At 57.3% G+C, this 25,833-nt stretch carries 23 protein-coding genes and 1 tRNA gene; 15 read left to right on the top strand and 9 right to left on the bottom strand.

Features of this window, described 5'->3' with window-relative positions; genetic code table 11:
* Window positions 1-7 precede the first annotated feature (7 nt).
* On the bottom strand, window positions 8-877 hold the full coding sequence (locus tag LA5095_RS23365; protein ID WP_055119377.1) for a branched-chain amino acid ABC transporter permease: 870 nt from the start codon (window positions 875-877) through the stop codon (window positions 8-10).
* A gap of 92 nt (window positions 878-969) precedes the next feature.
* A complete protein-coding gene (locus tag LA5095_RS23360; RefSeq protein WP_055119375.1) occupies window positions 970-2,154 on the bottom strand; it encodes an ABC transporter substrate-binding protein in 1,185 nt (394 codons plus the stop codon).
* Window positions 2,155-2,373: 219 nt separating this feature from the next.
* On the opposite strand from LA5095_RS23360, the gene LA5095_RS23355 reads away from it, so the two are divergent.
* Window positions 2,374-3,084: a GntR family transcriptional regulator gene (locus LA5095_RS23355; protein ID WP_055119372.1), complete on the top strand. Its 711-nt coding sequence runs from the start codon at window positions 2,374-2,376 to the stop codon at window positions 3,082-3,084.
* 240 nt (window positions 3,085-3,324) lie between these two features.
* Here LA5095_RS23355 and LA5095_RS23350 read toward each other — a convergent pair.
* Both LA5095_RS23350 and LA5095_RS23345 read right to left on the bottom strand, forming a co-directional pair.
* A tRNA-Ala gene (locus LA5095_RS23350) sits at window positions 3,325-3,400 on the bottom strand.
* Between the two features lie 152 nt (window positions 3,401-3,552).
* Complete coding sequence (locus LA5095_RS23345) at window positions 3,553-3,942, bottom strand: TIGR02300 family protein (protein WP_055119371.1); 390 nt, start codon at window positions 3,940-3,942, stop codon at window positions 3,553-3,555.
* Between the two features lie 427 nt (window positions 3,943-4,369).
* Here LA5095_RS23345 and aroA point away from each other — a divergent pair, with 427 nt between their 5' ends.
* The 8 genes from aroA to LA5095_RS23300 all read left to right on the top strand — a co-directional run bounded on the left by aroA (window position 4,370) and on the right by LA5095_RS23300 (window position 13,380).
* The gene (gene aroA, locus LA5095_RS23340) at window positions 4,370-5,725 is read left to right on the top strand and encodes a 3-phosphoshikimate 1-carboxyvinyltransferase (protein ID WP_055119777.1); all 1,356 of its coding nucleotides are present in this window, start codon (window positions 4,370-4,372) and stop codon (window positions 5,723-5,725) included.
* A complete protein-coding gene (gene cmk, locus LA5095_RS23335; protein WP_055119365.1) occupies window positions 5,722-6,348 on the top strand; it encodes a (d)CMP kinase in 627 nt (208 codons plus the stop codon). The genes aroA and cmk overlap by 4 nt, the downstream gene beginning before the upstream one ends.
* A 271-nt stretch (window positions 6,349-6,619) precedes the next feature.
* A complete protein-coding gene (gene rpsA, locus LA5095_RS23325; protein ID WP_055119359.1) occupies window positions 6,620-8,317 on the top strand; it encodes a 30S ribosomal protein S1 in 1,698 nt (565 codons plus the stop codon).
* 283 nt (window positions 8,318-8,600) lie between these two features.
* On the top strand, window positions 8,601-9,284 hold the full coding sequence (locus LA5095_RS23320) for an NUDIX hydrolase (RefSeq protein ID WP_055119357.1): 684 nt from the start codon (window positions 8,601-8,603) through the stop codon (window positions 9,282-9,284).
* Window positions 9,285-9,297: 13 nt separating this feature from the next.
* Window positions 9,298-10,296, top strand: coding sequence for an SPFH domain-containing protein (locus LA5095_RS23315; protein WP_055119352.1), 999 nt, complete (start codon window positions 9,298-9,300; stop codon window positions 10,294-10,296).
* Window positions 10,293-11,213 carry an NAD(+)/NADH kinase gene (locus LA5095_RS23310; protein ID WP_055119349.1) on the top strand — a complete coding sequence of 307 codons (921 nt, stop codon included), beginning with the start codon at window positions 10,293-10,295 and terminating at the stop codon, window positions 11,211-11,213. The genes LA5095_RS23315 and LA5095_RS23310 overlap by 4 nt, the downstream gene beginning before the upstream one ends.
* Before the next feature lie 89 nt (window positions 11,214-11,302).
* The gene (locus tag LA5095_RS23305; RefSeq protein WP_055119346.1) at window positions 11,303-12,355 is read left to right on the top strand and encodes a DUF3616 domain-containing protein; all 1,053 of its coding nucleotides are present in this window, start codon (window positions 11,303-11,305) and stop codon (window positions 12,353-12,355) included.
* 149 nt (window positions 12,356-12,504) lie between these two features.
* Window positions 12,505-13,380: a DMT family transporter gene (locus LA5095_RS23300; RefSeq protein ID WP_055119344.1), complete on the top strand. Its 876-nt coding sequence runs from the start codon at window positions 12,505-12,507 to the stop codon at window positions 13,378-13,380.
* A gap of 68 nt (window positions 13,381-13,448) precedes the next feature.
* On the opposite strand, the gene LA5095_RS23295 is transcribed toward LA5095_RS23300, so the two are convergent.
* Entirely contained in the window at window positions 13,449-14,342 is an 894-nt protein-coding gene (locus LA5095_RS23295) for a LysR family transcriptional regulator (protein ID WP_055119342.1), read from the bottom strand.
* Window positions 14,343-14,450: 108 nt separating this feature from the next.
* Between LA5095_RS23295 and LA5095_RS23290 the strand changes: the two genes are divergently transcribed.
* Genes LA5095_RS23290 through LA5095_RS23275 form a run of 4 tightly spaced genes read left to right on the top strand, consistent with a single transcriptional unit; the run spans window position 14,451 to window position 19,075 of the window.
* Complete coding sequence (locus LA5095_RS23290) at window positions 14,451-16,055, top strand: sulfatase (protein ID WP_055119340.1); 1,605 nt, start codon at window positions 14,451-14,453, stop codon at window positions 16,053-16,055.
* A gap of 12 nt (window positions 16,056-16,067) precedes the next feature.
* Entirely contained in the window at window positions 16,068-17,069 is a 1,002-nt protein-coding gene (locus LA5095_RS23285) for a Bug family tripartite tricarboxylate transporter substrate binding protein (protein ID WP_029064262.1), read from the top strand.
* 13 nt (window positions 17,070-17,082) lie between these two features.
* Window positions 17,083-17,565, top strand: coding sequence for a tripartite tricarboxylate transporter TctB family protein (locus LA5095_RS23280; RefSeq protein ID WP_082475910.1), 483 nt, complete (start codon window positions 17,083-17,085; stop codon window positions 17,563-17,565).
* Window positions 17,566-17,569: 4 nt separating this feature from the next.
* Window positions 17,570-19,075 (top strand): tripartite tricarboxylate transporter permease, encoded by a 1,506-nt coding sequence (locus LA5095_RS23275; RefSeq protein WP_055119337.1) that lies wholly within the window; start codon window positions 17,570-17,572, stop codon window positions 19,073-19,075.
* 12 nt (window positions 19,076-19,087) lie between these two features.
* On the opposite strand, the gene LA5095_RS23270 is transcribed toward LA5095_RS23275, so the two are convergent.
* The 4 genes from LA5095_RS23270 to mtnK are packed head-to-tail and all read right to left on the bottom strand — an operon-like array spanning window position 19,088 to window position 23,142.
* The gene (locus tag LA5095_RS23270; RefSeq protein ID WP_055119335.1) at window positions 19,088-19,753 is read right to left on the bottom strand and encodes a class II aldolase/adducin family protein; all 666 of its coding nucleotides are present in this window, start codon (window positions 19,751-19,753) and stop codon (window positions 19,088-19,090) included.
* A complete protein-coding gene (locus tag LA5095_RS23265) occupies window positions 19,746-20,765 on the bottom strand; it encodes a sugar-binding transcriptional regulator (protein WP_055119333.1) in 1,020 nt (339 codons plus the stop codon). Before LA5095_RS23265 ends, LA5095_RS23270 begins: the two co-directional genes overlap by 8 nt.
* Window positions 20,762-21,871, bottom strand: a complete 1,110-nt coding sequence (gene mtnA / locus LA5095_RS23260; protein WP_055119331.1) for an S-methyl-5-thioribose-1-phosphate isomerase — start codon at window positions 21,869-21,871, stop codon at window positions 20,762-20,764. The genes LA5095_RS23265 and mtnA overlap by 4 nt, the downstream gene beginning before the upstream one ends.
* Window positions 21,868-23,142: an S-methyl-5-thioribose kinase gene (gene mtnK / locus LA5095_RS23255; RefSeq protein ID WP_235808787.1), complete on the bottom strand. Its 1,275-nt coding sequence runs from the start codon at window positions 23,140-23,142 to the stop codon at window positions 21,868-21,870. The genes mtnA and mtnK overlap by 4 nt, the downstream gene beginning before the upstream one ends.
* A 126-nt stretch (window positions 23,143-23,268) precedes the next feature.
* Here mtnK and LA5095_RS23250 point away from each other — a divergent pair, with 126 nt between their 5' ends.
* Window positions 23,269-24,783 (top strand): sugar ABC transporter ATP-binding protein, encoded by a 1,515-nt coding sequence (locus tag LA5095_RS23250; RefSeq protein ID WP_235808786.1) that lies wholly within the window; start codon window positions 23,269-23,271, stop codon window positions 24,781-24,783.
* 10 nt (window positions 24,784-24,793) lie between these two features.
* Entirely contained in the window at window positions 24,794-25,807 is a 1,014-nt protein-coding gene (locus tag LA5095_RS23245) for an ABC transporter permease (RefSeq protein ID WP_055119329.1), read from the top strand.
* Window positions 25,808-25,833 lie beyond the last annotated feature (26 nt).

The following is a 25,833-nucleotide window of genomic DNA, read 5'->3' as shown; positions in this document are numbered from 1 at the left end:
CATCGGCTTACCCCCAGGGCTTGCCCATCAGTCCCTGCGGACGGATGGCCAGAAAGATCATCAAGGACACGAAGATAAGCAGATAGGTGATATCGCCGTATTGCGAGAGTACTGCCAGGCCTATCGCCTCCATGAAACCCAGGATGATTCCGCCGGCGATCGCACCCGAAATCACACCTGCGCCGCCGATCATCACCATCATGAAGGCCTTGATCGACGTCGGTCCGCCCATGCCGAGATTGACACCGGTGATCGTCACCAGCAGACCGCCGACCAGGCCGGCCAGCATTGCTCCGATGGCAAATCCGATCATGGAATAACGTTCGACGTTCACTCCCATGAGCTGAGCTGCGGTCCTGTCTTGCGCAAGTGCACGCAGCGCCCGCCCGGTCTTGGAATACTGCATGAAGACGATGAACCCGACGATCGACAATATCGCCAGAAAGCAGATCAGTATCCGGTCATAGGGCATGATGATCCGGAAATCCCAGTTCAGGACGCCATTCACGATCTTGGGAACGCCGCGTTGCTTTTCGCCAAAGACCAGCAGGATGATAGCGTCGAAAAAGAACGCCAGCCCTGCCGCCAACAACATCGTGCTTTCTTCGCGTGAAGAACGTCTTATGACAGGTGCAAACAGAAATTTTTCGATCAGCGCCCCCAGCACGGCCAGCGTAACGCAGGATGCCAGCAGTGCGACCACGAATGGCCAGCCGAGCTGCCCGTAGAATGTATAGGTGACGAAGCCGCCGAGAACATACATCTGCCCGTGAGCAAAATTCAGTACGTTCATCAAGGCGAAAATCAACGTCAGGCCAAGGGCGATCATCGCGTATTGCGCACCCAGGTATATGCCATTTGCTAGAATCTGTTCCATGAGAGTCCCGTGAATGGTTCCGGTGTCCCGGGCCGCAGGATCGGCCCGGGAAAAACGCTGGTCCAGCTCAAAACCCGAGCAGAAAGACCGGCTTAGTCGACTTCAGCGACAAAGAGCGTTTTGAACTCACCATCCTGGTAGACATTCACCACAAGGGGAACAGCAACCTGGCGCTTCTGACCGAACGAAGATGTTCCGACATAGCGCAGCTTCGCATCGCCCTTCATGTAGGGGTTAGACGCCTCGAACGTGTCCATGGTGGACTGGAATTCCTTGACATTGTCGATTGCCGACGGATTCGCCTTGAGCGTTTCCAGAATATATTCCAGAGCATAGACCTTGGTATTCGACTCATCGTTGTATTCGCCGAACATCTTTGTATAGCGTTCGACAAATTCCTTCATCGCATCCGATGCGATTTCCGGTGTGGATGCACCACCGACGGAAATAAAGCCGTTGGCCAGTTCCCCGGCACCTTCCCGCAGAACAGTCGCGTCCTGAGCGGTTTCGGTCGAGATCAATCCCTGGAAGCCGAGCTCGCGCGCTGAACGGATCAGCTGCGGGGCGTTGGCAGGTGACACACCGGACAGAACCAGTAGATCGGGCTGCGTACGGATGACGGGGGTCAGAACCGGCGTGAAGTCGGTCGTGTCGACCTGGTAGGTGACGTTGTCGGAAACGACTTCCAGACCAAGGGCTTCAGCTGCGGCCAAACCTCCGTCACGCTGACTGAGCGGGTCGGATTCGTTCGCCGCAATGAATGCGACGGTGTTCACACCTTCCTTTTCCTTGAGGTGTTTGTAAATTGCAGGTCCCGACTGATAGTTTGCGACCATCCCAAGAACCGCGTTGGACGCCGGTGCGGTGTAGAGTTCTTTTGGAAAGGCGTAAGGGAAATACATGATCCCCTTGGCCTCCGCGACCGGACGGACCGCCGCAGCGCCATCATCCACGTTTGGTCCCACGACATAGTGGATGCCTTCCTGCGCCATTTTTTCCATGCCGGCGATTGCACGCTTGGGATCCTTCTGATCATCAAAGGAAACGATCTCGATGTCGTAAGTGGTGTCACCGATCGTGTAGCCACCCGTTTCGTTGATCCACTCAGCGCGGGTTTCCATCGAACGCTGATTTGAAATTCCCCATGCGGCCGCCGGACCGCTGGTCACTCCCACGAAACCGATTTTCAGGACCGGATTTTCCGCGAGCGCAATCGATGTTGTCGTCGCAAGGACGGCGGTCAAAAGCGATGCGCCTAAAAAGTGTCTTCTCTTCATTTGTTCCTCCCAACAAAAAACCAGATGCTCGACTCCTCCTGCCGAACTTTGCCGAAATTGAGTGCTTCTCGTGGTTCGACGTCTACCGTTATAAATCGTTAACGATTATTATCAACGTTTTTAATTCACTTCGTTAACAAAGAGAATGGAAAGCGTTGACTTTGACATGCGAGAAATCCTATCTATAGGACGGTAATTCACATTGAGCAGTCCATCGGCATGCCATCTAACTCATTGAACAAAATGGAAAATAATTCGACAGAACCAGACGAGCATCTGATTGTGAATCGAATTTACGCCGCAGTCATGGAACAGCGGCTTGCACCGAACACAAAATTGAGCGAACCGAAACTGTGCGAGACTTTTGGCGTCGGGCGGATGCGGGTTCGACGCGCCCTGCTGCTCCTGGCGAGCCAGGGGATCGTGGACCTTCAGTCCAACAAGGGAGCGTATGTGGCGTGCCCGACACCTGGGGAGGCCGACGAAGTCTTTTCCGCTCGAAAACTCATCGAAGCCGGGATCGTGCGAAATCTGGCGAAATCGTCAGACGAAACCGCGATCGCGGGGCTTCGGCACCATATCGAGAAGGAAGACCGTGCACGTGAGGTCGGTGAACGACGCGAGATCATCCGTCTGTCTGGCGAGTTTCATGTCGAACTCGCAAATGCATATGGCAACAGCGTCCTGAACAAGACCATTCGGGAATTGATTACCAGAACGTCGCTGATTGTCGGCTTGTTCGGCACAAATCGAAGCGCCACGTGCCCGGAAAACGAACACGCCCAGATCCTCGACGCCATTGCGGCGGGAGACACCGAGCGTGCTGCCGAACTCGTTTGCCATCACCTTGAACACATTCAGGCCGGCCTCAATCTTCAGCACCAGCAGCCCAACGAGGACGACCTGGTCGCCATTCTGGGTTCGCGGTGACTGCTCCTCAGCAGACCTTCAAGTGACCGTTGTGCAAATCTTTCGGGAGACGTGTTTTTTCAAACGGTCTGACCGCCCTATGACACAGAAAACGAAGACCTTGTGACGTTATCATTGCAAAACTTCGGCAAGGCAAGGACTGTCGAATTACACCGGATCGTGACATGCCGTGCAGGCACAAGAAGTGCGCCGCACTTTGCCCAGTGATTTGCAGTCAACCAGAAACCGGAAAGAAAGGAATGGTGGAGCCAAGGGGAATCGAACCCCTGACCTCTTCGCTGCCAGCGAAGCGCTCTCCCAGCTGAGCTATGGCCCCATGTTCCATGTGTTGGCCGGTTTGGGTCTCCGGCGCTGATGGAGGCGGAACATAGTCACACCGCCTTCCAAGATCAAGCACAATTTTGTATGAAAATTTCCGCCCGGAACATAAAAGTCCGGGCGGAATAAAAACGCTTTCAAATCAGCACGTTACTGATCGGCGTCGTCTTCAATTTCGACGAGAATAGGAGGAACGGAATCCTCGTCTTCGTCTTCATCTTCGAGGAAAACGTCGTCATCGCTTTCATCGCTCTCGATTTCGACGTCATCGCCTTCAATATCCGGCACGTCTTCGGAGCCTTCCGCTTCCGCATCTGCCTCTTCAAGGCTCACGACCTCTGGAGCCGCCGCGTCGTCTTCATCTTCTTCTTCTTCTACCGGCTTCTCTTCCGCCTTGGCCGCCTTGACCGCACGCGTCGCCGTAACGATTTCAAAGATTGTGCCGCATTTCGGACAGGTAATCGGATCCCGAAGAAGATCGTAGTATTTGGCGCCGCAGCTCGGGCACAGCCGCTTGGTGCCAAGTTCAGGTTTTGCCACTGTGCTCACCCTTCAATTGTTAAATGGCTGACTTGATAAGTGGGCCGCCCCATAGCGTCAAGCTCAACCGGTGTCAAAGGCAAAACGGACGAAAAATGCCGTTCGCCCCATTCTTCTGCACGTTGCGGCCCAAATATCAAGCACCTGAAAAAAGTTCTCGCCAACAAATCTCAACTTTGTCCGGCGGATGACAAGCACGGCAAAAAGCCGGGTTGATGAAAAGACCGACACAACCCGAAACGCGTCACAATCGGCCTAACCGGCAACCTGCCGCGGCTCACGAGCAGAAATTGCTTCAGCTCAAGGCTGAAGCGGCACAGTGTTTTGTGACGGCACGCGTCTTGAAAAACTCGAAAGATGACGAGGCAGCATCCACATGATAGGACGTGTCACCTTTTTGAAAACATCCAAGTTGCGGACATTGAAAATGTCACATGATTCTGCGCCCTCTCCCCTTTCGTCGAGCACGGGCAGCTCCCTGACCGGTACAATCCGCGTGCCGGGCGACAAATCCATTTCCCACAGATCCTTGATGTTCGGGGCGCTTGCCGTCGGCCGCACCACCGTCAAGGGCCTGCTGGAATCGGAAGACGTTCTGGCCACCGCAGATGCCATGCGCGCCGTGGGTGCCATTATCGAACAGCTCGATGACGGGTCCTATTCCGTCGACGGCATCGGTCTCGGCAGCCTGCTGGAGCCCGAACAAGTGATCGATTTCGGCAATGCCGGTACCGGCGTGCGCCTGACGATGGGTATCTTCGGCAGTCACAACATCGCCGCAACCTTTGTCGGTGATGCGTCGCTTTCCAAACGCCCGATGGGGCGCGTTCTCAATCCGCTGCGCGAGATGGGTACCAACGTGATCGCACGCGATGGCGACCGCCTGCCGGCGTCCATTCGTGGTGCCGAAACCGCTCTGCCGATCACATACCGGGTTCCGATGCCGTCCGCGCAGGTCAAATCCGCGGTCCTGCTTGCCGGCCTCAATGCACCGGGCGAAACCACGGTGATAGAACCGATCCCCACGCGTGATCATACGGAAAAGATGCTGAAGGGCTTTGGTGCGGACATCACCGTTTCCCACAACGAAAACGGTGAGAGGGTCATCAAGTTGAAGGGACAACCCGAGTTGAGGCCCCAGGATATCGACGTGCCCGGCGATCCGTCCTCTGCGGGCTTTCCCCTGGTTGCCGCTTTGATCGTACCGGGTTCTGACGTCATGATCGAAAATGTCCTCCTGAACGAGCACCGAACCGGCCTGATCACCACCCTGGTCGAGATGGGTGGAGACATCGAGATCATCAACCGCCGGGAAACCGGCGGTGAAGAGGTCGGTGACCTCCGGGTGAAGGCAAGCAGGTTGAAAGGCATTACGGTGCCGGCGGATCGTGCTCCATCGATGATTGACGAATACCCCGTGCTTGCGGTTGCCGCCGCATTTGCCGAAGGCGACACATTCATGCCGGGCCTCGACGAATTGCGCGTCAAGGAATCCGATCGTCTTGCCGCGGTTGCCCGTGGCCTGGAAGCCAACGGGGTTCCGTGCATAGAGACCGAGGATACGCTGACCGTGAAGGGTGGTGCCGACAATATCGGCGGCGGCACCGTCACAACCCATCTTGACCACAGGATCGCGATGGCGTTTCTGGTTCTGGGCATGGCATCTCATCGACCGGTTACCGTTGACGACGGCGCCGTGATTGCAACGAGTTTCCCCACCTTCACCTCACTCTTTGAGGAACTGGGGGCCGTTATTTCGGCAAATGCCAGCGAGGCCGCATGATCATCGCGATTGACGGGCCCGCGGCCTCCGGAAAGGGCACCCTGGCCCGGCGGCTGGCCGATCATTTCGGCCTGCGCCATCTGGATACGGGATTGACCTACCGCGCCGTCGCGGCAGCGCTGCTGGCAAATGGCCTCCCGCTCGGCGACGAGAGTGTCGCCATCGAGATCGCCCAGAATCTCGACCTTGCACAGATGGACAAGAGTATTCTCGCCGCTCATGAAATCGGTGAGGCCGCTTCGCGTATTGCGGTTCTCGGCGGTTTGCGCGAAGAGCTGGTGAACCTGCAGCGCCGATTTGCCCAAACGCCTCCCGGGGCCGTTCTGGACGGACGTGACATCGGCACCGTTGTCTGCCCGGACGCAACCGTCAAACTGTTCGTTACCGCTGCACCGGAGGCCCGAGCGCGCCGTCGAACAGACGAAATGATCTCCAACGGCAAGGACGCCGGCTACACATCCGTGCTGGACGACCTGAAGCGCCGGGACGAGCGCGACAGCCAGAGAACCGTTGCGCCGATGAAACAAGCTGACGATGCGGTCTTGCTAGATACGACAGAAATGGATATAGAGAGCGCGTTCCAGGCGGCTGTGGATATCGTGTCCCGCGCCAAGGGTGTTTAGACGAACGTGGGGTCCGCCGGCAGGTGTGCCCCTTTTCGTGCATCCGGGGCAAACGGCCCTGAGGGCCAGCTGTTCTTGTTAAGAACGACAGTAATTTCGGCAGGACGCTGCATATCTGCGTCCTGTGACGAGACTGGATTTTTTGTCTTCCGCCTCCGCCGGCCCGCTTTCGAGCGGCAGGATCAGCGGAAACCGCGATCCCGGGAGACGGACAATCCGGAGTGCAACACCAACCCGCCGGCGGTGCGCCCACAGGCGCTCAGGAGAATAAATGACCGATTTCAATCCCTCTACCGAGGATTTTGCAGCTCTACTCGAAGAGTCTTTCGTCCAGAACGACCTTTATGAAGGTGCCGTCGTCAAGGGCACCGTTGTCGCCATCGAAAAGGACCTTGCCGTCATCGACGTCGGCCTCAAGGTTGAAGGCCGCGTGCCGCTGAAGGAATTCGGCGCCAAGGGCCGTGACGGCGAAATGGGCGTTGGCACGGAAGTTGAAGTTTACCTGGAGCGTGTCGAGAACGCTCTCGGCGAAGCCGTTCTGTCGCGCGAAAAAGCCCGCCGCGAAGAAAGCTGGGTTCGCCTGGAAGTCGCGTTCGAAGCCAACGAAAAAGTCAACGGCCAGATCTTCAACCAGGTCAAGGGCGGTTTCACCGTCGATCTGGATGGCGCAGTTGCATTCCTGCCGCGTTCCCAGGTGGACATCCGTCCGGTGCGCGACGTGACCCCGCTGATGCATACGCCGCAGCCGTTCCAGATCCTGAAAATGGACAAGCGTCGCGGCAACATCGTCGTGTCACGCCGTGTCGTTCTGGAAGAGACCCGCGCCGAACAGCGTTCGGAACTGGTCCAGAGCCTGGAAGAAGGACATACCGTGGAAGGTGTGGTCAAGAACATCACCGACTACGGTGCGTTCGTCGACCTCGGCGGTATCGATGGACTGTTGCACGTCACCGACATCGCGTGGCGCCGCATCAACCATCCGTCGGAAGTTCTCACCATCGGCCAGACCGTCAAGGTGCAGATCATCCGCGTCAACCAGGAAACGCACCGCATCAGCCTCGGCATGAAGCAGCTTGAAACCGATCCGTGGGATGGCATTGAAGCCAAGTACCCGATCGAAGCCAAGTTCACCGGCCGCGTGACCAACATCACCGACTACGGCGCATTCGTCGAGCTGGAGCCGGGCATCGAAGGCCTGATCCACGTTTCGGAAATGTCCTGGACCAAGAAGAACGTCCATCCGGGCAAGATCGTTTCCACTTCCCAGGAAGTCGAAGTTATGATCCTGGAAGTCGATCCGGTCAAGCGCCGCATCTCGCTCGGTCTCAAGCAGACCCTGCAGAATCCGTGGGATGCGTTCGCAGAGCAGTTCCCGGTCGGCACCAATGTCGAAGGCGAAGTCAAGAACAAGACCGAATTCGGATTGTTCATCGGCCTCGACGGCGACGTGGACGGCATGGTTCACCTTTCCGATCTCGACTGGAACCGTCCGGGCGAGCAGGTCATCGAAGAGTACAAGAAGGGCGACATGGTCAAGGCCGTCGTTCTGGATGTCGATGTCGACAAGGAGCGTATCTCCCTGGGCATCAAGCAGCTCACCGGCGACCCGATGGAAACCGGTGCAGGTGGCGAACTCCGCAAGAACTCTGTGGTTACCTGTGAAGTCACCGAGATCAAGGATGGCGGCCTGGACGTCAAGATCGCAGACAGCGACCTGACGGCCTTCATCCGCCGCGCCGACCTGTCCCGCGACCGTGAAGAACAGCGTCCCGAGAGATACTCCGTCGGCGACAAGTTCGACGCCCGTATCACCCAGTTCGACAAGAAGACCCGCCGGGTCACCGTGTCGATCAAGGCGCTCGAAATCGCAGAAGAGAAGGAAGCTGTCGCACAGTACGGTTCTTCCGACTCCGGCGCGTCCCTCGGCGACATTCTGGGTGCTGCCCTGAAGCAGCAGTCCGACGACTAGAAACTCCACTTCTCCAATCGAGAATGGAACAGAAAAGCCCGGCAGAAATGCCGGGCTTTTTTTGTTTCAAGCAGCAGCCAATTGTTCAGCCGTGCAGGAAACTTCTCCTGTTTCCCTGACGCAAAAAAGTTGGCCAATGTCGGCTAAACGGCATTCCTTCCTGTAATCTATCCGCTCTTCTCTCTCCCATCACTCTGATTTTTCGGAAGATTTCATATCTTGTCTTTGTTTATTGACTTATATCCTATTTAGTTATATCTATATTGATTATAAGGAGTATATCATGTCCTATCCCAAACCGTCTGTCGCGGTAGACCTTGCCTTGATCACGGTCGCAGAAGGCAAATTGCACTGCATGCTGATGGTGCGAAAGGACGCGAACACGGTCGGAGGTGACTGGGCGATCCCGGGTGGCTTCGTTCACATGGAAGAGGCAATCGAGGACACCGCCAAGCGTGTTCTTCGCGAAAAGGTCGGCGTGATTGAGGTCTATCTCGAGCAGCTATTCACCTATGGAGCTCCGGACAGGGACCCGCGCGAACGCGTCATAAGTGTCACGCATTTTGCCCTTGTTCCATTTGAAAACCTGAGCCGGCTGGTCAAGGCCAACAAGGAACTGACCCTTGCGCAAGTACACACCGACTGGAAGGACAACACGGGGGGCAGTGCCCGTGCCTTGACCGGAACGCTTGGCGAACTGTCCCTCGCATTTGACCACGCATACATTCTCGGTGACGTGGTCAAACGGCTGCGAGGCAAACTGGACTACACGAGCGTGGCTCTTGAACTGCTTCCCCCGGTTTTCACCTTGCGGCAGGCGCAGGAGATCTACGAGGCCATCCTCGACCGGCCGCTTACCAAGCCGGCATTCAGACGAAAACTGCTCGACCGAAAGATCATAAAACCAACTGGCAAACGTGAAACAGGGTCTGCATTCAGACCGGCAGAACTCTACACACGGATCTAGGAAGGATCTGGAAATGGCACAGATACAAAGATACCCGTTCCTGCGTCACATTCGTGCCGACGCCTCCTGCCATGTCCAACAATTCCACAAGGGCAGGCGTGTGCGCTCAGGCAAGGGACTGTCCTTCTGGTTCCTGCCGGCGAGAACCTCACTCAGTGAAATACCGATGGATGACCGCACTCTGCCCTTCCTGCTGAAAGGGCAATCCAGGGACTATCAGGACCTGACTGTACAAGGCAGCATCATCTGGCGTGTCGCGAACGCGGAAGTTCTCGGAGACCGCATCGATTTCACCATCGACCTGAAGAAGGGCCTGCTGCTGGGGCAACCCATCGATCAGATCAATGACCAGATCGGCTCGCTCGGCAGACGCTACATTTCCGCCTACGTCAAATCCAACACCGTGCGGGACCTTCTGGAGGCAGGTGTGGAACCACTGCAACTTGCCTTGAGAAACGGGTTTGCAGAAGACGGCACCATGGCGGCAATGGGCGTCGAGATCGTCGGCGTCGGAGTGGATGACGTGTCTCCCAGCTCCGCCCTTGCCCGCGCCCTGCAGACGCCCACATTCGAAGACCTCCAGCAAAGAGCGGACGAGGCGACCTTTGCCAGACGTGCACTTGCCGTGGAGAAAGAACGCGCGATTGCAGAAAACGAGCTGAGCACAAAAATCGAACTGGAGACCCAGCGCAAGCAGTTGATCGCGCGTGAAGATGAAAATGCCAGGTTCCAGGCCGAAGCCCAGGCCGCTGCATTGAAAATCGATGCAAATGCCGAAGCCGGCCGGATCCGGACCATCGATCAGGCGCGCACAGACATGGAAAAGGAACGGATGGCGGTCTATGCCGATCTTCCTCCCATGGTGATGTTTGCAATGGCAGCTCAAGAGTTTGCCGGCAAACTGCAGAACATCGACAATCTGACGGTGACCCCCGACATGCTGTCGAATGTGATCGGCCAGGTTCAGGGCGCCATGAAAGCGAACCCGGTGCGTGATGAGGCAAGGTCATGAGCAGTCTGGCACCCCGCGTTGTCCTCGTGACCCGGCAATCGGAGTATCAGGCGCTGCTGGCTGCTCATGGAACGCGGGGACAGGCCGCCTTTTTTCTGCGGAGCCGGGATCAGGACATCGATGAGGTGGAAGCGGTACATGCTGCGCTGCAGTCGGCGATTCAGCAGACAAAGGCAGCCGTGCCGAATGACTGGTCGGTTGCCAGTGTCGAGCGTGACGATCTGGATCGGTTCCTGTTCACGGAAAATGACATCGTCATGGCCATCGGACAGGACGGGCTGGTTGCCAATCTGGCAAAATACTGTTCCGGCCAACCTGTGATAGGCGTCATGCCGGGAAAGTCCGGTTCGGAGGGAATTCTGACAAGAGTTCTCCCGGGCGAGGTTGCCCCACTGCTCAGGTTGATAGAAAACAATGACGCTCCAATCGAGCGCAGAACGATGGTGTCCGCCAGAGCCGGCGGGGGTGGAACACTGAGTGCGCTCAACGAACTCTTTATCGGCCACCGCAGCCATCAGTCAGCCCGCTATTTCATTCGCTCGGCTGGGCAAGAAGAATACCAGTCGTCTTCCGGCGTAATCGTTTCCACCGGGACAGGTGCAACAGGATGGGCGAAATCCATCATGACATCGACGCACCAGATGTTTGAGATACTGCCAACAGATCCAACAGCGCTCTATTTTGCCCGCGAGCCGTGGCCGAGCCATCTCAGCGGCTGTGAAATGCGGGCCGGAGCCATTCGCGAAGGTTCCGTTTTGCAAATGACCTCACGTATCAACGATGGCGGTGTCATCTTTGCCGACGGTATCGAACAGGATTTCATGCGTTTCGACTGGGGCCGCCGGGTGACCATTTCGATCGCTGACAAGACACTGAACCTGGTCTCCAGTCTGCACGAGAACCTTCCAGCGCATTAGCCCACGACGGGCACAGATCCGGCTGGACAGCACTTGAAGAATGTGAAGGTATGGGCAGTAGACATTGACCATCATGGTGCGGAGCAATCATGCGCCTGTTTCCTTTCCTAATTCTGACGTCACTCTCCTTGTCCTCGGCATCGGCGGAGATCATTCGCTCAACCGAAAAGTGGCAGGTCAAACCCGACTTTGAAAAAAGCAGCAATGCGCGTGAGTCGATCAGCGGGGCTGACTGCGTTCCAGACGGAGGTTTGTGTCTGGCAGCCAATGACGAACGGAACTATGCGCAGTTTTTCAAGCTGAAGAAAAACAGGCTCGACCCGGACAAGAAAGGCGTTATCAGGCTGCTGCCGAAAAAGGTCGACGGCAAGAAAATGGGCGAGATCGATGCGGAAGGTGTGGTCTTTGTGCCTTCCAGTGACGGCAAAGCACCGTCCTATTTCTATGTTACCGGTTCGCACGGGCTTTCCCGAGGCGGTGAGTTCCAGCAGTCTCGCTTCACACTGTTCCGGTTTCCGGTCAAGACCAGGTCCGGCAAGCCGACTTTCAAGTACATCGACAAGAAGGTGGCACCGGAAGTCGAGCGAACCATGCTCCTGGCCGAAACGATCAGGTCCAATCCCGATCTTGCGACTTATGCAGACCAGAGGCTGGACAGAAATGGTGTGACCATCGAGGGGATTTCGGAGCTGGACGGCGACATGCTGTTCGGTCTCAGAAGTCCCTGTCTTGCCAATCACGCCCTGATCCTGCAGGTGCCCTCCGAAGAGCTGTTCATGGAGACACCGCCCACATCGACAACTGCCAGGGTCAAGCTGGGCGACAATGTCGGCGTGAGAGACCTGACCCGTGTAAAAGATGGCCTTCTCATTCTGGCAGGAAGAAGTGACGACCGCCGCGGATCTGAAGATTTCACTTGCGGCGAAGAACGCGCCCCACCTTCACCGTCGCCGTCTCTCTGGTTCTGGAGCGGAAAATCAGGCGATGAGGCACAGCCTCTGGGCGCGCTTCCGGGCGTCGATGTAAATGCGAGTGCAGAGACACTGCTGTTGCTTGAAGAAACCGACACGACTTATCGCGTACTAGTGCTGTTCGACGGCGAGAAAAACGGGGCACCGGTCGAGTTCATTATCGGCAGATAGGCCTCTGTCGGAACGCGCGCCAACATGCCGATCAATGGTCTTCAATGCAGCGGGCAGGAGGTCCGATTTCTGTTGAAGAGGGCTTGCGCTCCGATCGTTTTTCAATTGTATCGGTGTGACGCTCAAACTCTCTCCAAGCGGTCTCTTTCATGCACCTCCTCGACCTGTGCCGGATAGCTGGCACCGTCTTTTTCGCTGTTACCCTGATCGTCGCCGGTGACACGTGCGGCAAGCTGCTGACCGCCGGTGGCGTCGATCCGTTTTTCGTCGCCTTTTCCCGCTTTGCCATCGGCGCCCTGGCGCTATGGCCGATTGCGCGTATCCGGCTGCATGAGCTGAGTGCCTACAAGGACTGGCGGGTTGTTCTGCGGGCTGTCTTCATCACCTGTGCGATCTGCTCGATTTTGACGGCACTCAAGACCGAACCCATCGCGAATGTTTTCGGCGCCTTCTTCGTCGGGCCGGTAATCTCCTACGTTCTGGCAGTCATTTTTCTCGCCGAAAAACCGTCGCCGACACACACCATTCTGCTCGTCCTGGGTTTTTGCGGGGTCCTGCTGGTGGTCAAGCCCGGTTTCGGTGCTTCCGCCGGCATTCTTTTCGCTGTCCTGGCCGGCATCTGCTATGGCTGTTATCTCTTCATGACCAAATTGCTGGCCGGCGCGATGCGGCCAAGTCTTCTTCTCATGTCGCAGTTGCTGATCGGCTCAGTCCTGTTGATACCGTTCGGTCTGAGTTCGGGCCTGCCGGAACAAAGCTTCAATTTCTGGGTCCTGATCATTTTGAGCGCATTGGGGTCAGCCGCCGGCAACTACGCCCTGGTCGTGGCGAACAAGATGGCCGATGCCAGCCTTGTCGCGCCACTCGTCTACAGCAAGCTCATCTCCGCGACCCTGCTCGGTATTCTGGTCTTCGGCGACTGGCCGGACACGGTTGCATTCATCGGTCTGACGCTGATCATCCTGTCGGGCCTTGGATCCCTCGCCGCAAGGAGACGCCTGCCCGGCAAGACAGTGCCAGGTTAGGTCTGCAATCGAGTGCAGGAACGACATGCTCTGCCGAAATCCACCTCATCGGCGACCCCTGACCGATGTCAGAAGGGCAGATCTTCGGTTTCGAAATAATTCAGGACAGCCTGGATTGCGTTGTAGCCCAGAGAACTCTTGCGCACATAGATACCGGCTTCCCTGCGCGGCATGCCATGAAGGCTCGGACGGATCATAAGTCCTTCGCTTTCAATGCGATGCGCAAGTTGAAGCGGTGCCGACATGACAAACCCGCCTTCCTTGACCAGTTGCAATCCGGTCGCAAACGACGTTGTTCGAATGTCGATTATGGATTCCACAGCGTCTTCGGGCGCGCAGTGTTCCTGAATACGGCTTTCCGTTTCAGGATCAACCACGAAACTGACCCACCGATAGCCGCGCAGATTGGATGGATCAATATGCGTGCCCTGCGCGTTCGGGTCATCGGCCCGCACGACAATACCGTGTTCAACACTGGTTATGTATCTGACAAGTATCGCATCATCTAACTGTTCTTTCGGAATGATGCCCAGATAGATGTCGATTTCTCCCGCACTCAACGGCTGTGCGATGTCGTGCCCCGTGTCCGTTTTGACCTCCAGCTTCAAGGCAGGAAACTGCTTTATCAAGGCCGCGAACAGTCGCGCGACACTGTTCAGGTGGAACACCGGCCCCGCGCCAACCCTGAGAACCGGAAGTCCCGCAGTGGTAATGGTTGAAACCTCCTCCAGACACTGCCGGTATTCATGCTGAATGCGCTCCGCCCGCTTCAGGAATACCTTGCCCGCCGCCGTCAGTCTCATGCCTCGCCTGTCCCGCTCGAACAACGTCGCACCGACCTCGTGCTCAAGATTGGCAATGCGTTTGGTCACCGAGGGCTGCGTCAACGCCAGTTCGTCGCAGGCAGCGGTCAGGGAGTGATGACGGGCAACTGCCAAAAAAGCTGTCAGGTTCTTGTCCATCTAACATTCTTTTTTTGAATGATAAGTATCAATAAATCGATTTTACAGAATACCTCTTTTCGATCAAGGTCTACGAAGTTCGCTCAACAACCAGCTTTGGGAGGAGCAATGCGGACCGTTTTTGTCCTGTTCGATTCACTCAACCGCCTTGCGCTCGGCGCCTACGGCGGTACCGCCGTTGAAACACCCAATTTCGACCGGTTCGCCCAACGGGCCGTCACGTTCGACAAGCATTATGTCGGAAGTCTTCCTTGCATGCCGGCGCGCCGGGACATGCATACGGGCCGGCTCAATTTCATGCACAGGCATTGGGGTCCGCTTGAACCATTTGACGAATCTTTTGCGAAAATCCTGAGTGGCGGCGGTGTCTATTCCCACCTGATCTCCGATCATCTCCACTATTTCGAGGACGGCGGTTGGGGGTATGCCAATGCCTTCGACAGCTGGGATTTCATCCGGGGTCAGGAATATGACGCGCTGAAAGCCCTGGCGGCACCACCGGTCGAAAGGTACCGTCAAAAATTCGATCCGCGTCACTATCCGATGTCGCCCCCTTCAAACGGCAGCATGACCAGAGGCAATACGGACAAGACCTCCTGGAAAAGGTCCCGGGCCGCAATAACTCATGATTTTCTAACGGAAGAAGCCGATTTTCCGACCGCCAAATGCTTTGCCGCAGCATTCGAGTTTCTCGACTTGAATGCAGATGCGGACGACTGGTTCCTGCAGCTTGAATGCTTTGATCCACACGAACCCTTCGTCGCGCCGGAGCGTTTCAAGGAGGCTTACAAAAGCGGCTACAATGGCAAGATCCTGGATTGGCCGCATTACGAAAAGGTCAGCAATTCCAGCCAGGAAATTGCAGAAATTCGCGGCAATTACGCCGCGCTGGTTGCCATGTGCGACGAATATTTCGGAAAACTTCTGGATCATTTCGATGCGCATGGCCTGTGGGACGACACCTGCCTGATCCTGACCACCGATCACGGTTTTCTTTTGTCGGAGCATGAGTGGTGGGGCAAGAACAGGATGCCCTACTATGAGGAAATCTCTCACATTCCACTCATGATCTGGCACCCCGGGCACGCGGACCAATCCGGTTCGCGGCGCAAGAACCTGACGCAAACACCGGATCTCATGCCGACCATCCTGGAGATCCACAATTGTCAGGTTCCTCCCAGCGTGACCGGTGCGTCCTTGAAGCCCCTGCTGGGCGATGATGCACCGGTTCACGAAAGTCTTGCCCTTGGCATGTTCGCCGGCCCGGTTTGCGTGACCGACGGGAAATACAGCTACTTCCGCTATCCGGACGACCTGTCCGGTGAAAATCTCAATCTCTACACGCTGATGCCGACACATCTGTCGTCGCATTTCGAAATAAGCGAACTGAAGACGAGCGTACTTGCCGGACCGTTTGATTTCACCAAGGGTGCACCGCTCCTGAAAATCAAGCTCGACCCGAAGAACACCCAGGTCGGCAATGACGGGCAGACGCTCGAAGATTGTGTTTCAGCCCTTTACGACCTGGAACGCGATCCCGGTCAGACAACCCCTGTGCCGGATGAAGCCGTCATCGGACGCCTGACGGACCGGATTACCTACCACTTCATTCAACATGATGCTCCGAAGGAACTCTACGCACATTTCGGTCTGGAAACAGACCGGGAGGCCCACCAGGGCACCGCGGGACCGGGCATCGAAAGAGCAATATAGGAGGAGGACAACGTGAAACTTTCAAGGCCATTGAAGACCCTTGCGGCCGCGACGATGCTCATCGCCGCATCCACCAGCGCATCCATCGCCGAGTTTCCCGAGCGGACGGTCGAATTGATCCATCCCTGGGGACCGGGAAATGCCATGTCGGTGAGCCAGTTGATCGCCAAGGCCATGGGTGAAGAACTCGGTGTCGACATGCCCGTGATTTCAACACCGGGTGCCGCGGGCACGAAGGGGCAAAAAACAGCGATGTCGCGGCCTGCCGACGGCTATACGGTGTTTGACGGCTATGTTGCGCCCCTCGTTTTGCAACCCGTACTCGGGAATGCCGACTGGACGTATAGCGACTTCAAGCCACTCCATTCGGCGGTTTCGAACGCGTTTGCGATCGGCGGACGTACCGACGAAACACGCTGGTCCAATTTCGAGGAGATGATGGAATACGGCCGGGAACATCCGGGCGAACTTCGCTATTCTTCGGGCTCGCGAAACAACCTGCCTCACATGGTGATTGCGAAAGTGCTGCAGTCCTATGGCGTGGTCGCCCAGAACATCCCCTACACGCAGGACGGAAATGCGGTCAAGGACCTGAAGTCCGGCGTCCTCGATTTCTCCTTCATCAATGTCGGCAACTACATTCAGGACAAGCCGGCTTTCAACATCATGCTGGTACTGTCCGAGCTTCCCGGCGCCAAGGCCTCGTATGACGGCGCGCCCAGCATTGCGGATCTCGACATCGATCTCGGCCTGTCCGGTCTGGCACCGATGGGATGGACCTGGTGGATCGTTCACAAGGACACACCGGACGAAGTCACCGGCAAACTGCGCGCTGCAATGGATGCCGCCATGCAGAGGCCGGACGTTCGCGAGGCAATCGAAAAGGTCGGGTTCGTTCCCCTGGACTGGGATCACACCCAGTATGACGAGGTCGTCGGACCGGTGTCCGACCAGCTTTCCGCAATGGGCAATGCCCTGAAATGGGAAGAAGATGAGCTGAAGAAACTGCGATAAGGTGACAGCGACGATGACTTCGAGAACCCTTACCCTGATGGTTACAGTTTTCTTCGCGATCATCGTCGCGATCGTCTTTCAGCAAATTCATACATCCATGCAAGAACAGGGGATCGCCAGCGGCGGTCCCTATGACAACGCGGCCGCCTATCCGCGCGCCGTTGCCCTGGCCATCGCTTTGCTGGTCATCGTTCAGATCCTGATTGAATTCGGGACCGGCCAGCGCGAGAGGATCGTTGTCGATCCGCATGGCTTCAAGAGAGCAGTCGGCCTGCTGGCCGTTTTCGCAATCTATCTGGGTTGCCTTGGCTGGCTCGGCTATCACCTGACGACCACTCCAATGGTTTTTGCAATAATGATCATCTGCGGCGCGCGTCAGTTCGGAAAGATGCTGCTTGCCGCGCTTATCATGTCTTTCGGCTTCGCCTTCATTTTCGAGAAATTTCTCAATGTCGTGCTGCCGGGTGGCGTTCTCAGCCTGAACATACCCTGGTAGGCCGATGCTCTTTGAATCCCTGCTTGCTGGTTTCCAGCTCTTTCTGACCCCTCTGGCAATCGGCCTGACCTTCATCGGCATCCTGATCGGACTGCTTGTTGGCGCAATGCCCGGGCTGGGCCCGCTCATGGGCATTATCCTGCTACTGCCGGTGGCGATCGGACTGCCTCCAGTCGCGGCAATGGGCTTTCTCATTGCGATCTTTGTCGGCGGTTCCTGCGGCGGGTCGATCTCCGCAATTCTTCTGCGTATTCCGGGAACGCCACTGGCGGCCGCAACGCTTTTCGACGGCTATCCGATGGCGCAGAAAGGACGGGCGGCCGATGCGATCGGCATTGCCATCTCCGCTTCGGCAATCGGCGGCCTTATCGGCGGGGTCGTGCTGATCGTGGCCTCGCCGCTTTTGGCAAGGTTTGCCAGCGGCTTTGCCCCTCCCGAATACGCCATGCTTGCGGTAACCGGCCTGTTTGCCATCGCGATCATTTCCGGCGGGTCACTCATCAAGGGATTGGTCTCGGGTTGTTTCGGGCTGTTGCTGGCAACCATTGGCACCGATGAATTCTCAACAGGTTACCGTTTCACATTCGGCTCGCACCACATGCTCAACGGCTTTCACATCGTTGCGGTCGTTGTGGGTTTGTTTGCAATTTCCGAAATGGTCCATCAGATCGTCGGCGACGACCTTCTGAAGAAGCCGGACATCAAGGTGGAGCGCCCCGGTTTCGGATCGCTGCTGACAACAATGCGGCACTGGGTCAATCTGCTCAGATCTTCCGGCATCGGTGTCTTTTTCGGTGCGTTACCTGGCGCTGGCGGTGTCATCAGCTCGTTCAGCGCGTATGCAATTGCGAAAGCTGCGGCGAAACCGGACGAGAGATACGGAGAAGGTGCCGAGGGCGGCGTTGTCGCCACCGAAAGCGCCAACAACGCAACGGTCGGTGGAACGCTGGTGCCTACGCTGGCACTTGGCATTCCCGGCGACGCCTCGTCCGCAATGTTGCTAGGGGCTTTGCTGATACTCGGCTTTGTGCCGGGTCCGATCCTGTTCGAACAGGAGCCTCAATTCGTGGGCGGGATCTTCCTTGTCTACATGGCGTCAAACGTCTTTTTGCTCATTGCGGGCATTCTTGCGACACCGTTCTTCGTCTATGTGTTGCGGATCCCGAAATTCTATCTGATACCGATCATCCTCATCCTGTGCTCGATTGGCACGTTTGCCCTGCAGGCGTCCGTTTTCGACCTGATGGTGATGTTCGGATTTGGACTGGTCGGCATCCTGTTTCGCGCTGCGAACTATCCTTTGGCGCCAATCGTCATCGGCATCATCCTGGGACCGATCCTGGAAAACAACCTGCGGCGCGCCCTGCTCATTTCCAGAGAAGGCTACTGGATTTTTCTCGATCGCCCGGTGTCGGCGACCCTGGTGTGCGTGAATGTTCTGCTTTTGACCGGAGCGCTCTATTTCGCTTTCCGAAACCGTAAAAGGTTGTTTTCCCGGCAGGAAAGCTGACCAGGCGGAGTGTCAGGAAGACTTGAGACCATAATTGGCAACGGCGCCCAGCACCTCATCGATCTCGCCCCTTGACAGGATGTGGGGAGTGCCGATCGATTGGCTGACGATGAAGGCACGCGCAAGGACTTCAAGTTCTTCCATCCGCCAGAGCGCCTTTTCAAGCGTCTCGCCGACGACGACCGCGCCATGATTGGCCATGAGGCAGCCGTGGCGTGAAGCCATCGCACCGGTTACATGATCCGCCAGATCCTGGCTTCCGAAAAGCGCATAGTCCGCCAGGGGTACGGTGTTGCCGCCGAAAATCGCAATCATGTAGTGGCACGCGGGAATTTCCGACCGGTTGATCGAGAGCGCGGTGCAGTGCACAGGATGCGCATGTACCACGGCGTGCATGTCGGGTTTGCTCCGCAGCAAGGCCTGATGAAACTGCCACTCGGTGGACGGCGGATACGGACCCTTGTTCTTTCCTTTTCCCTTAAGGGGAATCGAAACGAGCATGTCAGGTGTCATGCTGTCATAAGGAACACCCGAGGGCGTGATAATCATCCTTTTGCCGACCCGGGCGGAGATGTTTCCCGATGTTCCCTGATTGATGCCTCTGGTGTTCATTTCCTTGCAGGTATCGATGATCGCCTGACGCAATTCCGGAGTGTCTTTGTAGGGTGCCCTAAGCATTGTCGTCCGCCAGTTTCAGTAATTCGGCCGCAGTCTGGGAGCAGGTGGCCACGTGCGTGGCATAGCCTCCGCGAATGGCTGCCAGCATCGGCTCAGCCCGGTCAGGGCCGGATCCGACCAGGAGCCCGATCTCCTTGTTGCGCATCTGTTGGAGCGTGACAGCGATCATGCGGTCCTCGATGTCCCGATCAAGACCATTGCCATTGTGATCGATCAGCCGGCCACAGATGACCCCAATGGCGCCATCAGCGGCGCAGGCGTCGATATCTGCCCTGTCGAGAAGACCCGTGTGAACCACGTGGCTGTCGTCCCCGCACGTGCCGCAGGCGAAAATCGTCTTGTTGCAATTCGCCACGGCCTCCAACTGTGCCTGAATGACCGGTTCCTGCTTAAGCTGCTCGACAAGCTTCCTGTCCGACAGGATCAGCGGAACATGCAGATTGACGCAGTGGGCGCCATACCGCCTTGCAAGGGTTGCCGAACAGGTTTCCGCGGCAAAGCCAAGCGCTGCCGGCCGCGAGCCGACCAGCTGGACGATGGTCAGGTCTTCCAGGGTAATGCGCGGCGCAGCCTCGGCGACCCTGTAGACGGTTTCGCCCCAGGCAACTCCAAGCCGGTCGCCCGGTTCCAGCAGGCTCGGCAACCAGTCGGCCACCGCACGGGTCACCCGCTCCAGGGACTGTTCCGCGCCATCAGGCGAAGATGGAATGACCACTGCATCCCCAAGCCCGAACCGGTCGACAAGACGACGAGCAAAGTCCTGGTTTCGGAATACATCGGTGTCGAGCGAGATGCGGACATAATCCCGTTTTCGGGCTTCCGCCAGATAATTGACCACCGTGGCCCGTGAAATTCCGAGACGTTCGGCAATCTCGTTCTGGTTCATTCCGTCCTGATAGTAACACCAGGTGACCTCGACAATCGCGTCCTCCTGCGTGCGGGCGCGCGCGGCCGCTCCACGCGCATTGCCCCTGGATTCCGTTAGTCGCGACTTGGACGGGCCAGGGCTCATGCGCTCCTGGCAACCTTCGCCAGGTCGGGAAAAAGCCCGGCGAGCCCGTCGGCACTCGCCTCGCACACACCGCGCTCGGTGATAAGGCCTGTCACCAGATGGTTCGGCGTTACGTCGAAAGCCGGATTCCCACCGGGCGTACCATGCGGAGTGACCTGCACCTGCCCGATCCTCCCATCCTCGGTCAGCCCCTGGACGTGAGTTACCTCACGTTCCAGCCTCTCCTCGATCGGAATTTCGGCAACCCCGTCCTCCACGGTCCAGTCAATCGTCGGCGAAGGCAGTGCGACGTAAAACGGAACATCATTTGCCTTTGCCGCAAGCGCCTTCAGATAAGTGCCGATCTTGTTGCAGACATCTCCGCGACGGGTGGTACGATCCGTTCCGGTAATGACGAGGTCGACCTGGCCATGCTGCATCAGGTGCCCGCCCGCGTTGTCGGTTATGTATGTGTGCGCAATCCCGTGACTGCCGAGTTCCCAGGACGTCAGAGCGCCCTGGTTCCGCGGACGTGTTTCGTCAACCCAGACATGGATCGCAATATTTTCATCATGCGCCTGATACATCGGGCTCGTTGCGGTGCCCCAGTCGACTGTCGCGATCCAACCGGCGTTGCAATGGGTGAGAATACGCACAGGTTCACCATCGGGTTTTCCGGCCGCGATCCTGCGGATGATTTCCAGTCCGTTCTGACCAATGCGGTAATTGATGTCCACGTCTTCGTCGGAAATCTCGTGAGCGAGCTGCAATGCCGCTGCAGCACGATCACCTTCGGGAAGCGCCTTCAGTTTTGCGCGGCAGCGATTGAGTGCCCAGCGCAGATTGATGGCTGTCGGACGGGTCTTGTCCAGGTACTCCCAGGCCTTGTCGAGATTTTCATCGGATGGATCCGACCCGGCGGCCAGGGCCATGCCATAGGCAGCGGTGGCGCCGATCAGCGGCGCACCGCGCACACGCATTTCAACGATCGCGTCGGCAAAATCCTGAAGCGTGTTGACCTGCTGCACCCGAAACTCGTGCGGTAACCAGCGCTGATCGATAATTTGCAGCGCGTCCTTGTCCTCATCCCACCAAAGCGAGCGGTAGTGGGTTCCGTTGACCTTCATAGGATGTCCTTCTTGTTGACCTGGCGTGCAAGCCTCAGCAATTCTTCCACGGACCCGAGGGTGCCGGCGTTCCGGATCAGGTCCGCGCCCATCTGGAGATTGCGCGCTTCCAACGCTGCCTTGACTTCCTTGTCCTCGATGTCTTCGAAATCGGCATTATGGGCAAGGGAAAGCGTGCGGCGATGCATCTCGATACCGCAAAAGCCGAGGGCGTCTACCCAGATCTCCGCAAGAAGGTCTGCGCACGCCTCCTCCGACTGATGCCCCTGCCCTTCAAACAAGGCTTCCGGATAGAGCATGCCGGTGCGTTCGGTTTTCCAGAGATGATCAAATTCTTCCTCGAATGTGTTCACCGTTTCCGCAATGACGGACAGAAGCCATTCCTGATAGTCGTCCAGAAGGGCTGCTTCCCTGTGCGCCGGCTGGCTGAAATAGGCCATGAGAAAGTTCGCCAGAAGCATCCCGATATCGAAACCCATCGGGCCGTACTGGACGAATTCGGGATCGATAATGCGGCTTTGCGTTCCAGTGGACATGATCGATCCGCTGTGAAGGTCGCCGTGCACCATTGTTTCGGTGTTCGAGGCGAATTTCATCATCAGGCGTTGCACTTTCGCCTTCAGGCGCGCATCGGACCGCAAGCTGGAAACAACCGGGTCGAGACCGTCGGAATGATGATTCATTTCCGCGTCGTGATACGGATCGGTAAAGACCAGCGCTTCGGTGATTGCCGGAATTTCGATATTGCCGGCAAACAGGCCAACGTCCTTTTTCTTGTCGGGACTCTTCATGGAAAGCTCGGACCCGCGAAATGCCGTGCGGGCACAGAACCTGCCGAGAAAACCGCCAAGCCCCTCGACCTTTTCCCCGTCGATCAGTTTCCGGCGCAGAATCTTGTGCGGTGCCAGGAATTCCATGACGATCAGCGCCTGCGTTTCGTCGAAATAGTGGACCTCCGGGACGGACCCGGGATCCCTTTCCGCCTGCCGCACCAGTGCATGGTTTTCAAAAAAGGCACGGTAAAGCGGCAATGGCCAGCTGTCCCCGACGAGGCGGACATATGGCAATGCCTGCTTGACGATGACGGTTCCTTCCGGGCCTTCGACAATGAAAACCAGGTTCAGATTGCCGTCGCCAACTTCGCGCACAACCCAATCTGCCGGATCGGATCCGATCCGTTCAACAACGGCGTCAATCGAGGCAAGACGGCCTCCGAGCGTTTCCGGCGTCAAAGGCTGATACTGGTCCGGCGTATCCATGACTGTGATCATTCCTCCCTGTTTCCGTCCCGATAATGATCAAGATTGTTCAAATGTCAACTTGGTTGACAAATGACTATATTGCATGTTGTAACACTATCCAACGGGAGTGGAGCTCGTGAAATATTGGGAGGAACGGTGAAAAACGTCACCTGCAAACTCCGCGGTCTGGAAAAGTCCTTCGGGCAGAATCACGTTCTCAAGGGCATCGATCTGGATTTGCGGTCCGGCGAAGTAACGGCATTGATGGGAGCCAACGGCGCGGGCAAGTCGACGCTCGTAAAGGTGCTGTGTGGCTATCACTTTGCCGATGCCGGACACATTGAGCTGGGTGGCGAACCATTCGCTCCGACCGACGCGGCCGACGCCATTTCAAAAGGCGTGGTTACAGTCCACCAGTCCATCGACGACGGCGTGATCCCGGACCTGGACGTGGCGACAAACCTGACCCTCGACCGATTGACGGAACCCGGTGTCGGCTTGTTCGTCAATGACCGAAAGCTGCGCCGGCAGGCACGCGAGGTCGCAGAAGGCATGGGGCTGACGATGGATGTACGCATGCGCGTCGCAGATCTCGATGTTGCCGACCGTCAGATGATCGCCATCGCACGCGCCATGGCACGGGCACCGAAACTGCTCATTCTCGACGAGCCCACTTCGTCCCTGTCGTCATCGGAAGCAGAACGCCTGTTTGCTCTGATCGACAGGCTGCGCGCGGAAGGGGTGGCCATCCTCTATATATCCCACCGCATGTCGGACATCCGTCGGGTGGCCGACCGGATCATTTCCATGCGCGACGGGGCCATTTCGGGCCTGTTTGAGACCGATCCGCTCGACTATGTCGGTGCGGTCAATGCCATGCTCGGACACCAGATGACCGAAGTGGATATCGATCCTGTCGAAGGTGGTGAACCTGTTTTGCGGATCGAAGGCCTGAAACTTTTCGAAGACAGCCGGGAAATCGACTTCGAGGCCCGGGAGGGCGAGGTTGTCGCGTTTACCGGACTGCTCGGTTCCGGCAAGACACGTCTGGCTGAAATCATCTACGGACTTTCAGAGCCCGCGGCGGGACGTCTTCTTCTCGACGACAAGGACTACCGGCCGCACGGGGCCGGTGATGCGGTTTCAAAAGGCGTGTTCATGTCTCCCAAGGACCGCAGCGTGAATGCCGTCGTCCCCGATTTCGATATCGCCAACAACATGACAGTACCGTTCCTCGGTGCCTTCAGCGGCCTTTCGTTTTTGAACGACAAGGCGCAACGTCGTTCCACGGATGACATGATCGACAAGATCGGTGTCGTCTGCCAGTCCAATTCCGATGGTATCGACACGCTGTCGGGTGGCAATCAACAGAAGGTCATGATCGGGAGGTGGCTTCTCAAGGCTTCCAGGGTCCTGTTGCTCGACGAACCCTTTCAGGGTGTCGACATTGGCGCTCGGCGCGACATCGGGCGGTATATCCGACAAACGGCAAACGGGCGGACAACTCTTGTCTTCGTTGCCGAGATCGACGAGGCACTGGAAATAGCAGACCGGATCGTCGTTCTGAACGAAGCGGCAATTGCCGGTGAACACAAAAACAAGAACGTGGACCTGAACAGCCTGGTTGCGGATGTGTCCGGCCCCGGTGAGCGGCTGGCTCTCGCAGGATGATAATTGAAAAATGAACAAGAACGCACTCGATTTTGCCATCAAATACGGCTTCCTGATCCTGCTCGGCGGGCTCGCACTCTTCTTTTCGCTTTATGCAAGCGGCTTTGCCAGCCCGCGCTCGGCCGTCTTCATTCTGCAGTCCGTCGCCATCACCGGCATCCTGGCATTGGGCGTGACCTGTACGCTTGTTGTCGGTGGATTTGATCTTTCCATCGGCTCGGTTGCGACCTCCGCCCTGATGTTGTCGGCCTACACGATGGTCATTCTCGAACAATCCGCCTTCGTGGCCGTTGCAGTGTGCCTTCTCATGGGTGCCCTTGTCGGACTGGTGAACGGTCTTCTGATCGTCAAGATGCGGGTCCCGGACCTGCTCGCAACGCTTGGCATGATGTTCCTTCTGATCGGCTTGCAGCGCATTCCGACACAGGGCAATTCCATCGCAACCGGCATGAGCCTTGAAGACGGTTCCGTTGCCGAGGGCACTTTTTCGGCAGCGTTCCTGTGGCTTGGCCGCCATCGGTTCGACCTGTTCCTGGATCGACTGGTTCCTGTGCCGGTCGTGGTTTTTCTGCTGATTGCTCTGCTGATCTGGCTGTTTCTCGGCTACACACGGCACGGTCGGCTGATGTACGCGATCGGCTCCAACGAACGGGCGGCGGGTCTCGTCGGCACGAATGTCCATCGTTACAAGATCGTTGCCTACATGATTTCCGGAATGCTGGCGTCCGTCGGCGGCATTCTGCTGGCCGCGCGCCTCGGGCGCGGCGACATCGCGTCCGGAAACAACCTGCTGCTCGACAGCGTGGCCGCCGCCCTGATTGGATTTGCAGTTCTGGGCGCGGCACGCCCGAACGCGTTCGGGACGGCGGCCGGCGCGCTCTTTGTCGGGATTCTTCTGCAAGGGCTGACCATGATGAATGCCCCCTACTACATGCAGGATTTTGTAAAGGGGGCCGTTCTGGTCGCGGCCCTCGTTTTCACATTCTACCTGTCCTCGCGACGCGGCGGCAGGAGAACAGCGTGACGCCCGCAAGGCGCCGTTCATATTGG

Origin of the sequence: Roseibium album, from assembly GCF_001404515.1 — a bacterium.
Taxonomy (GTDB): domain Bacteria; phylum Pseudomonadota; class Alphaproteobacteria; order Rhizobiales; family Stappiaceae; genus Roseibium; species Roseibium album.
Note: the sequence above shows the minus strand (reverse complement) of the source record. Positions and strands in the feature narration are given on the sequence as shown.